A 14613-nucleotide genomic window follows, 5' to 3' on the forward strand; every position below is an offset into this window, starting at 1 on the left:
ATGCCCGGCGGACCGTTCGTGGCCCGGAGCGCTAGCGCACGTCGTAGGCGCGGGTCACGAGCTGGGTGACGGAGTTGCCGCGGGCGTCCGTCAGTTCGGTCTTGAGGGTGACCTGCTTGCCGGTGGCTCCGGCGTGGTCGACCAAGGCCGCCCAACTCCCGCCGGAGCGGCTCGTCTTGGCCTTGGTCCAGGTCTTGCCCTCGTCGTACGAGTAGGACAGCGCGGCAGCGGTGAGCGCGCCCGGGGTGTAGCCCGCGTGGCCGGAGGCGGTGAGGGTGATCTTCTGGCCGTTCGCGGCGGGGAGCGTCTTCAGGGCGTCCTCGGGGATGTCGTAGCGCGGGAAGAGGATCGGCAGCGGCACCGAGTAGGCGCTCTCGTCGAGCTGGGAGGTGAACTTCCAGGTGGTCTCGACGGCCGTCGAACGCTTCCACACCCCGGCGGGCATCCCGAACTTCATTCCCTGCTGGGTGAGTTCGTACGTCGCCTTCTCGGCCGGGACCTCGAAGACACCGCTCGGCCAGCCGCTCTCGCCGACGACCTCGCCGTTGCGGGTGAGGCGCAGGTTGCCGATGTCGCCGAACCCGCCCTGGATCGCCCAGTGTTCGCGGTCGCCCCACATGGCGTCGGCGAAGCCGATGAGCCTGCCCTGGCGTTCGGCCACCAGCACCTCCTTGCCCGCGTCGTCGCGGGGTGCGGTGGGGGCGACGACTCCGCCGTACCAGGACTCGGTGAGCTTCTGGCCGGAGCGCAGCACCCGGTGCGGGGAGACCATGAGTTCGCCGAACGGGAAGCTGCTCATCACCGTGCGGCCCCAGCCGGAGCCGTCCGCGCTGTAGAGCTCGGTGCGGGTGCCGGGGGCGGGCACCGGGTCGGCCATGGAGGAGGTGAAGACGCGGGTGCCGTTCGGGCGGAGCGCGTCGACGGAGTCGATGTAGTCGCTCGCGACGCCCATGGATCCGACGGTGTTCTGCACGGCGGCCAGCTTGCGGTCCGACGTGCGGTAGTTCCGGGCGGAGTTGAGCGGGCCCTCCTCCTGGAAGGCGAGGTTGTAGACGTACGGGCTGCGGGCGGTGGCCTGCCAGTCGAGGGCGACGGCGCCCTTGCCGAGCCGGGCCTTGAGGTCCTTGCCCTCGGCCGCCGGGACGGCGAGGACGGGGACGGCGGAGCCGCCGCCGAGGGCGACGCCGGGGTACCAGGTGCCGGCCGACGGGCGGTGCGCCAGGACGGCGACGGCCCCTTCGGCTGCGGCGTCCTCGGCGATGCCGCTCAGGAAGCCGCTGTCGTCGGGTACTTCGACGAGGGCGATACGGCCCTTGACGTTCGCCGCCTTCAGCTCCTCGGGAGTGCCCTTGCCCGCGTCGGCGAGTGCGGCGCTGCCGCGGCCGTCGAGGTTGACGGAGCCGACGCCGCCGGTGACGGCGTGCAGGTCCGGGCCGCCCTTGACCTTGAGACCGGTCAGCAGCGGGGCGTACAGCCGCCAGTAGCTGCCGAACTCGAAGTCGCCCTTCTTCGCGCGGCCCTGGATGTCGGCGTAGTAGGCGGGAACGCCTCGGCCGGCGCTCAGCGTGCCGGAGTGCCGCCAGGTGTCCTTCCAGGAGCGGTCGAAGGCGAGGGTGGTGCCGCGCCGCTCGCCGGGCCGGTCGGTCGTGACCTTCAGCTGGTGGGCCTTGCGGGCGTCGAGGACGACGGTGGTGTCCTTCTTGATCTCCAGCTGCGGGTGCGCGAGGTAGCTCAGCGAGCCGACGCCCTTGCCGGTGGCGTCGGAGGCGTCGGGGGTCGCGACGTAGGAGGAGAGGAAGTAGGAGCCGGGACGGATCTCGTAACGCTGTTCCGCCTGGCCGTCGTTGTAGCGGATCTCGCCGCTCTCGTCGTCGGTGCCGATGACGTCGAGGGTGCTCGGCCCGGTGGCGGGCTTGCCGCCGCGGTCGATCACCTTGACGCGCAGGGTGACCGTCTCGGGCTGGACGTGCAGGGAGAACGGGGTGGAGACGCGGACGCCGCCGCGCGCGGTGGCCAGGACGCGGCCCACGACGTCGCCGTACTGGCCGCGTTCCAGTCGGGCGGAGGGGTCGAGCGTCAGCGGCACCGTGACGGTGGACTTCGCGGGGACGGTGATCCGGTCCTTGCCGAGGCGGGCGACCCTGGAGGTGATGCGGGTGCCGTCGTTGCCGGTCGGCGCCTGGACGGCGAGGTCGAGGACGACCGGCTTGTCGGTGACGTTGGTGTACGGCACGTCGACGGTGGTGCGGTCGCTGCTGTGCTGGGGCCAGTTGAAGGTGCCGCCCTGGAGGGCGGGTGCGCCGGTGACCCCCGGGGCCAGGGCCGCCTTCACGTCGAGCCGGCCGCCGCCGGTCTCGCGGGCGTCGCCCTTGCCGACCTCGGCCGAGGAGACGATCGCCGCCTTGATCTGCTGGGCGCTCCAGTCCGGGTGGGCCTGCTTGAGGATCGCGGCGGCGCCCGCGACGTGCGGGGTGGCCATCGACGTACCGGACATGGACTGGTACGCGTACACGCCCCGCCCGCCCGCGGCGGCGGCGGAGATGGCGACGCCGGGGGCGGCGATCTCGGGCTTCAGGGTGTGGCCGACGACGGTGGGGCCGCGGCTGGAGAACGGCGCGGTGGAGTCGTCGCGGTCGACGGCGCCGACGGTGAGGACGCCGGGGGCGCAGCCGGGCGAGGAGACGGAGTTGCGGCGCGGGCCGAGGTTGCCCGCGGCAACCACGAACAGTGTCTGCTTGCTCTTCGCCAGTTCTTCGGCGGCGATGCTCAGCGGGTCGGTGCAGTCGGTGGGCTGGGGGCTGCCGAGGCTCATGGAGACGACGTCGGCCTTCTGGTCGACGGCCCACTGCATGCCCGCGATGATCCAGGATTCGGCGCCGGAGCCGCCGTCGTTGAGGACCTTGCCGTTGAGGAGCTGGGTGCCGGGGGCGACGCCCTTCTTCTTGCCGCCGCTCGCCGTGCCGGAGCCGCCGACGGTGGAGCTGGTGTGGGTGCCGTGGCCCTGGACGTCGCCGGTGTCGGGCGAGTCGGTGAAGTTCTGGGCGGCGGCGATCCGGCCCTTCAGGTCGGGGTGCTCGGCGTCGGCGCCGGTGTCGAGGACGGCGACCTTGGTGCCCTTGCCGTCGAACCCGGCGGCCCAGGCCGCGGGGGCGTTGACCTGCTTCGTCGACTTGTCGAGGGTCGCCTCGACCTTGCGGTCGAGCCACAGCTTGGCCAGGTCGGAGGCGGCCCGGGAGCGGGTGTTGGTGACATCCGCCCAGAAGTCCGCGGCCTTCGCCTTGTCGGCCTTGAGGGCGACGCCGCCGACGGCCGCCAGGACCGGGCCGCGAGTGGCGGCGCGCGGGGTCGCGGGGAGCGTGCGGGCAACGTTTACGGACTTGTCATAAACGGCGATCAGGGGGAGCGCCTTGGCGTGCGCGTCGTCGTAACCCTGCCGGATCAGCCCGGAGACGTTGAACAGCTCCCGGTCGACGCGGCCGGCGGCCAGGGCCCTGGCGGCGGACTCGGGGAAGACGTACAGGTCCTTGTCCGGGCCCGTCGTACGGGTCTGGACGAGCGGGACGGTGCCGTCCGGGCGCGGCAGGGCGGTCGCCGCGTCGGTGCCCGAACTCCCTTGACGTACGAGGATCTTGTCGCCGGTGACGAGGGTGACGACGACGGACTTGCTCTGCCCCTCGCCCGCCTTCGCACTGCCGGTGATCGGTCTCTTTCCGGACGCCGGGTCCGTGGGCGCGGGGGCGGCCACGGACGGGGCGACCGCGGTGACGGCGAGGACGGCGGCGGTCGCCGCGCCCAGGGCCGTGCGCGATATCGGACGCATAGTGCTCCCCAAGTCGGTCCGGCCCCGGGGGTGATGGCCGGTGGCGACAGGTTGGCAGAGGGGCAGGTGGTGCAGGGATGATGTGGTGAGGCGGGTTTGTGCCGTGGCTCATTCCCGCCAACAGTGCGTCGTACGTGGTGAGGGGGACTGCTGAGGTGTTGGGTGCGATAGGTCTGGACGAGGCGCAGGAGGCGACCTACCGGACGCTGGTCGCGGTGGGTGCGGCCGAGGTCGGCGACCTGGCCCACCGGCTGGGTGTCGGCGAGGCGGCGACGGAGCGGGCGCTGCGGCATCTGGAGCGGCAGGGCCTCGCCGCACAGGCGTCGTCCTCCGGCTCCTCCCGTACGAGTCGGTGGGTCGCGGCACCGCCCGGGGTCGCGCTGGGCGCACTCCTCACGCAGCAGCGGCACGAGCTGGAGCAGGCGGAGCTGGCGGCGGTGCTGCTGGCGGAGGAGTACCGGGCGGAGGCGGCCGAGCCCGCGGTGCACGATCTGGTGGAGGTCGTGACGGGGGCGAGTGCGGTGACGCACCGGTTCGCGCAGTTGCAGTTGGGGGCGGTCGAGGAGGTGTGTGCGCTGGTCACGGGGCGGCCGGTGGCGGTGACCGGTCATGAGAACGCGGCGGAGGAGCGGGCGACGGCGCGTGGGGTGACGTACCGGGTGGTCATCGAGCGGGAGGTGCTCACGCTGCCCCGGGGCGTGGTGGAGCTGACGGCGGCGCTGGCGCGGGACGAGCAGGTGCGGGTGGTGGACCGGGTCCCGACGAAGCTGGTCGTCGCGGACCGGTCGCTGGCGATGGTGCCGCTGACGGGTCGGGACGCGGAGCCGGCGGCGCTGGTGGTGCATGCGAGTGGGCTGCTGGAGTCGCTGATGGGCCTGTTCGAGGCGGTGTGGCGGGATGCGCGGCCGGTGCGGCTGGGGATGGGCGCGGGGGCCGGGGTGGAGGTCTCGGCCCCCGGGCCGGACGGGACGGACCTGCAGATTCTGTCGCTGCTGCTGGCGGGGATGACGGATGCGAGTGTGGCGAAGCAGATGGAGGTGGGGTTGCGGACGGTGCAGCGGAGGGTGAAGGGGTTGATGGAGGTGGCGGGGGTGACGACGCGGTTGCAGCTGGGGTGGCATGCGTACGAGAGGGGCTGGGTGGGGAGGTAGGCGGGGGCCCTCCCGGTGCCGGGTGTGTGAAGCACCGGCCCGCTGGGCCAAGAGGTCCCCAGCCCCGCCCCTTCACCTAAAGCGCTTGCCGCGCGGCTGGGTGGGGGGTTGCTCGCGCCCACGCGGCGGAGCCGCAAATCGAAACAGCCCCGCGCCCCTGAAGGGGCACGGCCTACCTGGCCGCCAGCGCAGCCCGCAGGGCGCCCGCCTCCACGTCCAGGGCGGCCAGCAGCGCCACCAGGCCCGGGGTGCGGATGCGGGCGGCCGCCTCCGTCGTGCCCACCGTGCGGCCCACCGAGGGGAGTTCGACCGGGAGGGCGACCAGGCGGTCGTCGTCGCGGAGGACGAGTTCGGGGAGGGCGGCGACCATGTCGGTGGAGACGAGGAGGGTGCGCATCGTGAGGATCGAGGTGCATTCGACCCGGTTCGGGGGGAGTTCGAGGCCCTGGGTCTCGAAGACGGCCGCCAGCTCCTGGCGGAGGGCGGTCTGTTCGAGGGGCAGGATCCAGGGGTGGCCGACCGTGTCGGCGAGGGTACCGGCCGGGCCGCGCAGCAGCGGGTGGCCGGTCCGGACCGCGAGGCGGATCGGTTCGCGGTAGAGGGCGCGTTGGCGCAGACGGCCCGGCTCGGGGGTGGGGCCGACCCGGCCGACGATGACGTCCAGGTCGCCGGTCAGGAGTGCTGGGTGCAGCACGTCGAAGGTGCCCTCGCGGACGACGACGGTCAGGTGCGGGCGTTCCGCCTTCAGGCGGGCCACCGCTCGCGGGAGGAGGAGGTTGGCGCCGGCCAGCAGCGTGCCGACCGTCACCGTTCCCGCCTGGCCCTCCCGCAGCCCCGTCAGGTGGTCCCCCGCCCTCCGCACCTCCGCGATCACCGCCCTCGCGTGTCCGACCAGCGCCTCCCCGTACACCGTCGGCCGCATTCCGCGCGGTTCGCGGTGGAAGAGTTCGACGTCCGCGAGCTTCTCCAGCTCGCGCAGGGTGCGGGTGGCGGCGGGCTGCGTGAGGTGGAGGAATTCGGCCGCCCTGACCATCGTCCCGTGCTCGGCTATCGCGGCGAGAAGTGTCAGATGCCGGAATTTCAGCCGGCCGTCGAGCAGGTCCATCCGTCTGCCACTCGTCCTCTCACCTGGTGTCATGTCGATTTCGGTATGGCAGTTGCCCGTTCCGGCATTGGCTCGGCATATGTGACCTGGCTCATGATGCACACGCAAGGAACCGGACACCAGAGGCAGGTTTGCCGGGAAACCCGGGAACGCGAGAACACGGAGGTCGCGAAGGTGAGTTCGCCCGCAGGACAGTTGCGGAGGGTGCGGCACTACACGGCCGGACGCTTCCACTCCGAGGGAGAGTCCTTCCCCCTGGTGGACCCGGTGGACGGACGTACGGTCGGGCTGGTCCCGGAGGCGGACGCGGCGACCGTCGACGCCGCCGTACGGGCCGCCCGCGAGGCCCTCGCCGGGCCGTGGGGCGCGTACTCCCCCGCCGACCGCTCCCGCGCCCTGCACCGGATCGCGGACGGCATCGAGGCCCGCTTCGAGGAGTTCGTCGCGGCGGAATGCTCCGACACCGGCAAGCCGCGCGAGCTGGCGGCCTCGGTGGACATTCCGCGCGGCATCGCCAACTTCCGTGCGTACGCGGACCTTTCGGCGTCCCGGAGCGAGCAGTCCTGGCACACGGAGACCCCGGACGGGCGCGGCGCGCTCAACTACACCGTGCACAAGCCGCTCGGGGTGGTGGCGGTCGTCGCGCCGTGGAACCTGCCGCTGCTGCTGCTGACCTGGAAGGTCGCCCCGGCCCTGGCGATGGGGAACACGGTCGTCGCCAAGCCCTCCGAACTCACGCCGTCCACCGCCGAGTTGCTTGCCGAGGTGATCGATGCGGCGGGGCTGCCCGCCGGGGTGTTCAACCTCGTGCACGGGCACGGCGCGGACGCCGCCGGGGCCTGGCTGACCGCACATCCCGGGGTGGACGCCATCGCGTTCACGGGCGAGTCCCGGACGGGGAGTGCGATCATGCGGGCCGCGGCCGATCACCTCACCCCGGTCTCCTTCGAGTTGGGCGGCAAGAACGCGGGGCTGGTCTTCGCGGACGCCGACCTGGAGAAGGCCGTCGCGGGGACGCTCCGATCCGCCTTCACCAACAGCGGCCAGGTCTGCCTGTGCACCGAGCGCGTGTACGTCGAGCGGCCCGTCTTCGAGGAGTTCGCCGCCGCCCTCGCCAAGGGCGCCGAGTCCGTGACGTACGGGCCGATGGTGTCGGCCGAGCACCGGGACAAGGTGACGGGGTACCTGGCGCAGGCCGCCGCCGACGGCACCGTGCTCGCCGGTGGTGACGCCCCCGCCTTCGGGGACGACCGGGACGGCGGGTTCTGGGTGCGGCCGACCGTGCTGACCGGGCTGCCGGAGGACCATCCGGCGGTGCGGGAGGAGATCTTCGGGCCCGTCGTCCACCTGGCCCCCTTCGACACCGAGGAGGAGGCCCTCGCCCTGGCAAACGCCGGGCCGTACGGGCTGGCCGCCACCGTCTGGACCGGCGACCTGAGCCGCGCCCACCGGGTCGCGCCCCGCCTGGACGTCGGGATCGCCTGGGTCAACACCTGGAACCTGCGGGACCTGCGCACCCCCTTCGGCGGGGTCAAGGCCTCCGGGATCGGCCGCGAGGGCGGCCACCACTCCCTCGACTTCTTCTCCGAACCGATGAATGTGTGCGTGAAGATATGACCGACCGGGATCTGGCCAAGGCGACCGTCGAGGCCGCCGACCGGCTCGACGAGGCCCGCCGCACGGGTGTCGCCGTCGCTCCGGTACGGGACCTCCTCCCCGCCGGTGACGTCGCCGCCGCCTACGCCGTGCAGAACCTCACCACCGAGCGGCGGCTCGCCGCCGGGCGTCGTATCACCGGCTGGAAGGTGGGCCTCACCTCCGCCGCCGTACAGCGTCAACTCGGTGTGGATTCGCCGGACTTCGGGGCGCTCTTCGACGACACCGCGATTCCCGACGGCGCGGAGATCCCCGTCGGCGCGGTGCTCCAGCCGCGTGCCGAGGCGGAGGTCGCGCTCGTGCTCGGCGCGGACCTGCCGCACGAGCGGAACACCGTCGCGGACCTCCTGCGGGCGACCGCGTTCGCGCTGCCCGCGATCGAGGTCGTCGGCAGCCGCATCCGCGACTGGGACATCAGCCTGGTCGACACCGTCGCCGACAACGCGTCCAGCGGCGTGTACGTCCTCGGCACCCGCCCCGTCGCCCTGGACGCCCTGGATCTGCGCACCGCAGGGGCGGTCCTGGAGCGGCGCGGCGAGCCCGTGTCGGTCGGGGCGGGGGCCGCCTGCCTGGGCAATCCGCTGAACGCCGCGCTCTGGCTGGCCGACACCCTGGCCGGTCTCGGGCGTCCGCTGCGGGCCGGGGACACGGTGCTGACCGGGGCGCTCGGCCCGGTCGTCCCCGTGGTGCCGGGCGATGTGGTGGAGGCCCGGATCGAGGGTCTGGGAACGGTACGGGCCGCGTTCGCGGCGAACCCGGAGGGAGAGGGCGCATGAGCGACACGCAGCTGGGGGAATTCGCGGCGGCACTGGACGAGGCCGCGCTCACCCGCACCACCCTCGCGAGCGGCAGCAGCGGCCTCACGGGCACAGAAGACGCCTATGCGGTCCAAGAGGCCCTGGTCGCGCGCCAGTTGGAGCGCGGTGCGCGCCTGTCCGGGTTCAAGCTCGGTTTCACCAGCACCGCGAAGATGCGCCAGATGGGCGTGCACGACCTCATCCACGGCCGGATCACCGACCGGATGCGGATCGCCGACGGCGGCACCTTCGACGCGGGCACCCTGATCCACCCGCGTGTCGAGCCCGAGGTGGCGTTCCTGCTCGGCGGACCGCTGGGGCCCGACACCGTCGCCCCGCTGACAGCGGTCGCGGCGGTCGCCCCGGCGCTGGAGGTCATCGACTCGCGGTACGACGGGTTCACGTTCTCGCTGCCCGAGGTGATCGCGGACAACACCTCCGCCGCCGGTTACGTCCTCGGACCGTGGCGCAAGCCCGTCGAACTCGCCGACCGGGGCGTTCTGCTGGAGATCGACGGCCGTCTGGTGGAGGCCGGTTCGACCGCCGCCATCCTCGGCCATCCGCTGCGCGCCCTGGCGGCCGCCGCCCGGCTGGCCCCGCGCGGTGTCCTCGACGCCGGAACGGTGATCCTGGCCGGCGCGGCCACCGCCGCCGCCCCGCTGCCGCACGGCGTGCACGTCCGGGCGACGGTGTCCGGGCTCGGCACGGTCGGCTTCAGCACCGTACCCAAGGAGTCCCAGCAGTGATCGTCGACGGCGCACCCGCCCCCCGCGGCCGCTTCCCGCACCTGCGTCGCGCCGGTGACCTGGTCTTCGTGTCCGGTACGAGTTCCCGGCGGCCCGACGGCACCTTCGCCGGGGCCTCGGTCGACCCCATGGGCGTGACCGACCTGGACATCCGCGAGCAGACGCGGGCGGTGCTCGACAACATCGGGCGGCTGCTCAAGGCCGCCGGAGGCAGTCTCGCCGACCTCGTCTCCGTCACCACCTACCTCGTGAGCATGAACGACTTCGGCGGCTACAACGAGGTCTACGCCGACTACTTCGACGAGTCCGGACCGGCCCGCACCACCGTCGCCGTCCACCAACTCCCGCACCCGCAGCTGCTGATCGAGATCAGCGCCGTGGCCCATCTGCCCCGCACCTCACTCTCCGAGGAGTTCCCCGCATGAGCAGCAGCCCGATGAGGAAGTCCCCGTCCGCGCCGTTCAACTTCCTCACCTGGATAGACGAGCACCAGCACCTGCTGAAGCCGCCGGTCGGCAACGTCCAGGTGTGGCAGGACACCGACCTGATGGTGACCGTCGTCGGCGGCCCCAACCGGCGCACCGACTTCCACGACGACCCGATCGAGGAGTTCTTCTACCAGCTCAAGGGCAACATGGTGCTCCGCGTGATGGAGGAGGAGGGTGCGCCGCCGCGCGACATCCACATCCGCGAGGGCGACGTCTTCCTGGCCCCCGCGCACCTGCGGCACTCGCCGCAGCGGCCCGAGGAGGGCTCGATCGGCCTCGTCGTCGAGTTCTCCCGCCCGGAAGGGGCGTTGGACGCCTTCGAGTGGTACTGCATGAACTGCCACCGCCTCGTCCACCGCAGCACGGTGCAGGTGAAGTCGATCGTGGACGACCTGCCGCCCGTCTTCAACGCCTTCTACGGCGACGACGGCGCCCGCACCTGCCCGCACTGCGCCGCCGTGCACCCCGGCAAGGACTGGCCGGACGCCCTCCGCCCCACAACGGTCGTGCCCGACGCTGAAGAGCGCGCATGACCACCGCGCACGGCGGGCCCGTCGTGGACGTCCACGCCCACGTCTTCCCGCAGATCTCCCGCGCCGAGTCCCGCCTGCTCCAGGACTCCGAAGGCCCCTGGCTGCGGTCCGACGGCACCGACGGCGCGGGCCAGGGCATGATGATGCGCGGCTCGCAGGAGTACCGGCCCGTCCGGCGCACCCTGTGGGACCCGGTCGCCCGCATCGCCGACCTGGACCGGCTCGGCGTCGACGTCCAGGTGCTGTCGAGCACACCGCTGCTGTTCGGGTACGACGCGGACGCGAGCCGGGCGGCCGACTGGTGCCGCATGGTCAACTCCCGTCTGCTGGAGTTCAGTTCGTACGACCGGGACCGGCTGCCCGCGCTCTGCCAGGTGCCGCTCCAGGACACCGAGGTGGCCTGCGCGCTGGTCACCGAGGCGATGGCGCAGGGCTTCCACGGCGTGCACATCGGCAACCACATCGGCGAACGCGACCTGGACGACGGCGCGGTGGTGGAGTTCCTCACCCACTGCGCGCACGAGAACGCCGCCGTCCTCGTGCACCCCTGGGACATGCCGGGCGGGCCGCGCGTGGAGCGGTACATGCTCCAGTGGCTGGTCGGCATGGCCGCCGAGACCCACCTCACCATCCTGTCGATGATGCTCTCGGGCACCTTCGAGCAACTCCCCTCCTCCTTGCGGCTGTTGTTCGCGCACGGCGGCGGCAGCTTCCCGTACCTCCTGGGCCGGGCGGACAACGCCTGGCAGCGCCGGGACCTGGTGCGGGCGGACAGCCCGCAGCCGCCGTCGACGTACACCGACCGGTTCAGCGTGGACTCGGCGGTCTTCGACCAGAGGGCGCTGGAGCACCTGGTGCAGGTGATGGGCGCCGAGCGGGTCCTGCTCGGTTCCGACCACCCGTTCCCGCTGGGCGAGGCGGAGATCGGCCGGCTGGTGCGCGAGAGCACGCTGAGCGACGCGGAGAAGGCCGCCGTGCTGGGCGGCAACGCGGTGCGCTTCTTCGATCTCGTACATCATCGCGTGGGGCAGGAGGCCGTACGGTGAGCACGCTCAAGGCAGCCGTGATCGGCTCCGGCAACATCGGCACCGACCTCCTCATCAAGATGATCCGGGGGTCGGGGATCGTGACCGCCGCCGCGATGATCGGCATCGACCCCGAGTCCGACGGGCTCGCCCGCGCCGCCCGGCTGGGCGTCGCGACCAGCGCGGACGGCGTCGACGGCCTGATCGGGCTGGACGGCTTCGGCGAAATCGACGTCGTCTTCGACGCGACCTCCGCAGGGGCGCACCACCGCAACGCCGCCGCGCTCGCCCCGTACGGGAAGCGGCTCATCGACCTGACCCCGGCGGCCATCGGCCCGTACGTCGTGCCGTCGGTGAACCTCGACGCCCACCTGGGCGCGACGAACCTGAACATGGTGACGTGCGGCGGGCAGGCCACCGTGCCGGTCGTCGCGGCCGTGTCGGCGGTGACCCCGGTGGCGTACGCGGAGATCGTGGCCTCGATCGCCTCCCGCTCGGCGGGGCCCGGCACCCGGGCCAACATCGACGAGTTCACCGAGACGACCGCACGCGCTCTGGAGCAGGTCGGCGGGGCCGCGCGCGGCAAGGCGATCATCGTGCTGAACCCGGCGGAGCCGCCGCTGATGATGCGCGACACCGTGCACTGCGTGACCGGTGACTGCGACACGGACGCGGTGGCGGAGTCGGTGCGGGCGAAGGCGGCGGAGGTCGCCGCGTACGTGCCCGGGTACCGGCTGAAGCAGGAGCCGCAGTTCCGGAAGCTGGCGGCGGGCGACCCGCTCGCCAGGCTGGCAGGGCTGAGCGCCGGCGGGGTGCTGGTCTCCGTGTTCCTGGAGGTGGAGGGCGCCGCCCACTACCTGCCCGCGTACGCCGGGAACCTCGACATCATGACGTCCGCCGCGCTCCGCACCGCCGAGCGCCTGGCCAGCACGACAGGGAGCCCGTCATGACACGCGTGTACGTCCAGGACGTCACCCTGCGGGACGGCATGCACGCCGTCTCCCACCGGTACACCGTCGACCAGGTCCGCACCATCGCCGCCGCGCTGGACGCGGCCGGGGTGGACGCCGTCGAGGTCGCACACGGCGACGGGCTCTCGGGTGCGTCGGTGACGTACGGGCCCGGGGCGCACACCGACTGGGAGTGGCTGGAGGCCGCAGCCTCCGTCCTCACCCGGGCGAAGCTGACGACGCTGCTGCTGCCGGGCATCGGGACGGCGGACGACCTGCGCCGCGCGCACTCGCTCGGCGTGAGTTCCATCCGTATCGCCACGCACTGCACCGAGGCCGACGTCGCCGCGCAACACATCGCGCTGGCAAAGGAGTTGGGGATGGACGTCTCCGGCTTCCTGATGATGTCGCACATGGCCGAGCCCGCCGAGCTGGCCCGGCAGGCGAAGCTGATGGAGTCGTACGGGGCCGGGTGCGTGTACGTCACGGACTCGGGCGGCCGGCTGACGATGGACGGCGTAAGGGAGCGGGTGCGCGCCTACCGTGACGTGCTCGACCCGGCCACGCAGATCGGCATCCACGCCCACCACAACCTGGCGCTCGGTGTCGCCAACAGCGTCGTCGCCGTCGAGGCGGGCGCGTACCGCGTCGACGCCTCGCTGGCCGGGCAGGGCGCGGGGGCGGGGAACGCACCGCTGGAGCCGTTCATCGCCGTCGCGGACCTGATGGGGTGGGAGCACGGCTGCGAGCTGTTCCCGCTGATGGACGCGGCGGAGGACCTGGTGCGGCCGACGCAGGACCGGCCGGTGCGGGTCGACCGGGAGACGCTGACGCTCGGGTACGCCGGGGTGTACTCCAGCTTCCTGCGGCACGCGGAGACCACGGCCGCCCGGTACGGCCTCGACACCCGTTCGCTGCTCGTGGAGGCGGGGGCGCGCCGGATGGTCGGCGGGCAGGAGGACCTCCTGACGGACATCGCGCTCGACCTCGTGGCCTCAAGGGAGACCGACTAATGGATTCTGTGCAGCAGTTGAAGGAGTTCGCGGCACGGGCCGAGGCCCTGGACGCGGCCGACCCCCTCGCGCACGTGCGGGAGCGGTTCCTGCTCCCCGAAGGCGTCGTCTACCTCGACGGGAACTCTCTCGGCGCGCTCCCGGCCGCCGTGCCGGAGGCGCTCACCGACGCGGTGCACCGCCAGTGGGGCACCGATCTGATCCGGTCGTGGAACGACAACGACTGGTGGAACGCGCCGCTGCGGGTCGGCGACGCGGTCGGCGCACTGATCGGGGCGGCCCCCGGGCAGACCGTCGCCGGGGACTCGACGAGCGTGCAGCTCTACAACGCGCTGGTCGCGGCGGTACGGCTGCGGCCCGGGCGGAGTCTGCTGCTCACCGACCCGGACCACTTCCCCACCGACCAGTACATCGCCGACTCGGTGGCCCGCCTGCTGGGCGTCGAGGTGCGCCGGGTGCCCGCCCGCGAGGCCCGCTCGGTGCTGGCCGCCGAGGGCTTCGACGTGGCGGTGGCCGCGTACGCGCCGGTCGACTACCGGACGGGCGAGGCGTACGACATGGCGGCGCTGACCTCCGCCACCCACGAGGCGGGTGCGCTGATGCTGTGGGACCTGTGCCACGCGGCGGGCGCGCTGCCGGTCCAACTGGACGCCATCGAGGCGGACTTCGCGGTCGGGTGCGGTTACAAGTACCTGTCGGGAGGGCCGGGGGCGCCTGCCTTCCTGTACGTCGCCGAGCGCCACCAGTCGTCGTTCGACCAGCCGCTCACGGGCTGGCACGGGCACGCCGACCCGTTCGGCATGCACGGCACCTACACCCCGGCGCCGGGCATCGCCCGGGCCCGGATCAGCACGCCGCCGCTGCTGTCGCTGCTCGCCCTGGAGGCGGCGCTGACCGCGTACGACGGGGTGGAGATGGCAGCGGTGCACGAGAAGAGCCTCGCGCTCACCGGGTTCTTCCAGGAGTGCGCGGACGTCCTCCTCGACGGCTTCGGGTTCACGGCGGCGACCCCGCGCGAGCCCGAACGCCGGGGCAGCCAGGTCGCACTCCGCCACCCGGAGGCGTATCCGCTGGTCGCGGCCCTGGTGGCGCGCGGCGTCATCGGTGACATGCGGGCGCCGGACCTGCTGCGGTTCGGAGTGAACGCGCTCTACGTCTCGTACGGCGACGTCCTGGACTGCGTACGGCAGTTGCACGAGATCGTCAGCACCGGGGAACACCGGGAGCCGCGCTTCCAGAAGCGCTCCACGGTGACCTGATCCACCGCTCGCGGGTCGGGGGAGGCGGCCGTGCGCCCCTCCCCCGGCCTTCCGCACCCTCGCACCATCC

The 14613-nt window shown here is 72.7% G+C and carries 12 protein-coding genes; 10 read left to right on the forward strand and 2 right to left on the reverse strand.

Features of this window, described 5'->3' with window-relative positions; genetic code table 11:
* Window positions 1-31: 31 nt before the first annotated feature.
* On the reverse strand, window positions 32-3820 hold the full coding sequence (locus IE269_RS12315) for a S8 family peptidase (RefSeq protein WP_189822914.1): 3789 nt from the start codon (window positions 3818-3820) through the stop codon (window positions 32-34).
* A 155-nt stretch (window positions 3821-3975) separates the two neighbouring features.
* Between IE269_RS12315 and IE269_RS12320 the strand changes: the two genes are divergently transcribed.
* Window positions 3976-4971 (forward strand): helix-turn-helix domain-containing protein, encoded by a 996-nt coding sequence (locus tag IE269_RS12320; protein WP_189822915.1) that lies wholly within the window; start codon window positions 3976-3978, stop codon window positions 4969-4971.
* 172 nt (window positions 4972-5143) lie between these two features.
* On the opposite strand, the gene IE269_RS12325 is transcribed toward IE269_RS12320, so the two are convergent.
* Window positions 5144-6109 carry a LysR substrate-binding domain-containing protein gene (locus IE269_RS12325; protein WP_229897591.1) on the reverse strand — a complete coding sequence of 322 codons (966 nt, stop codon included), beginning with the start codon at window positions 6107-6109 and terminating at the stop codon, window positions 5144-5146.
* 141 nt (window positions 6110-6250) lie between these two features.
* Here IE269_RS12325 and IE269_RS12330 point away from each other — a divergent pair, with 141 nt between their 5' ends.
* From IE269_RS12330 to kynU, 9 genes are read left to right on the forward strand one after another with little or no spacing between them, the layout of a single operon-like run.
* On the forward strand, window positions 6251-7693 hold the full coding sequence (locus IE269_RS12330; protein WP_268253593.1) for a 2-hydroxymuconic semialdehyde dehydrogenase: 1443 nt from the start codon (window positions 6251-6253) through the stop codon (window positions 7691-7693).
* Window positions 7690-8508, forward strand: coding sequence for a 2-keto-4-pentenoate hydratase (locus tag IE269_RS12335; RefSeq protein ID WP_189822916.1), 819 nt, complete (start codon window positions 7690-7692; stop codon window positions 8506-8508). The genes IE269_RS12330 and IE269_RS12335 overlap by 4 nt, the downstream gene beginning before the upstream one ends.
* Entirely contained in the window at window positions 8505-9275 is a 771-nt protein-coding gene (locus IE269_RS12340) for a 2-keto-4-pentenoate hydratase (protein ID WP_189822917.1), read from the forward strand. Before IE269_RS12335 ends, IE269_RS12340 begins: the two co-directional genes overlap by 4 nt.
* A complete protein-coding gene (locus tag IE269_RS12345; protein WP_189822918.1) occupies window positions 9272-9700 on the forward strand; it encodes a RidA family protein in 429 nt (142 codons plus the stop codon). Before IE269_RS12340 ends, IE269_RS12345 begins: the two co-directional genes overlap by 4 nt.
* Window positions 9697-10296, forward strand: coding sequence for a 3-hydroxyanthranilate 3,4-dioxygenase (locus IE269_RS12350; protein ID WP_229897593.1), 600 nt, complete (start codon window positions 9697-9699; stop codon window positions 10294-10296). Before IE269_RS12345 ends, IE269_RS12350 begins: the two co-directional genes overlap by 4 nt.
* Complete coding sequence (locus IE269_RS12355) at window positions 10293-11342, forward strand: amidohydrolase family protein (protein WP_189822919.1); 1050 nt, start codon at window positions 10293-10295, stop codon at window positions 11340-11342. Before IE269_RS12350 ends, IE269_RS12355 begins: the two co-directional genes overlap by 4 nt.
* Window positions 11339-12271, forward strand: a complete 933-nt coding sequence (locus IE269_RS12360; protein ID WP_189822920.1) for an acetaldehyde dehydrogenase (acetylating) — start codon at window positions 11339-11341, stop codon at window positions 12269-12271. Before IE269_RS12355 ends, IE269_RS12360 begins: the two co-directional genes overlap by 4 nt.
* Window positions 12268-13284: a 4-hydroxy-2-oxovalerate aldolase gene (dmpG, locus tag IE269_RS12365; RefSeq protein ID WP_189822921.1), complete on the forward strand. Its 1017-nt coding sequence runs from the start codon at window positions 12268-12270 to the stop codon at window positions 13282-13284. The genes IE269_RS12360 and dmpG overlap by 4 nt, the downstream gene beginning before the upstream one ends.
* Complete coding sequence (kynU, locus tag IE269_RS12370; RefSeq protein WP_189822922.1) at window positions 13284-14543, forward strand: kynureninase; 1260 nt, start codon at window positions 13284-13286, stop codon at window positions 14541-14543. The genes dmpG and kynU overlap by 1 nt, the downstream gene beginning before the upstream one ends.
* Window positions 14544-14613 lie beyond the last annotated feature (70 nt).

Origin of the sequence: Streptomyces spiroverticillatus (assembly GCA_014650415.1) — a bacterium.
Classification (GTDB): domain Bacteria; phylum Actinomycetota; class Actinomycetes; order Streptomycetales; family Streptomycetaceae; genus Streptomyces; species Streptomyces spiroverticillatus.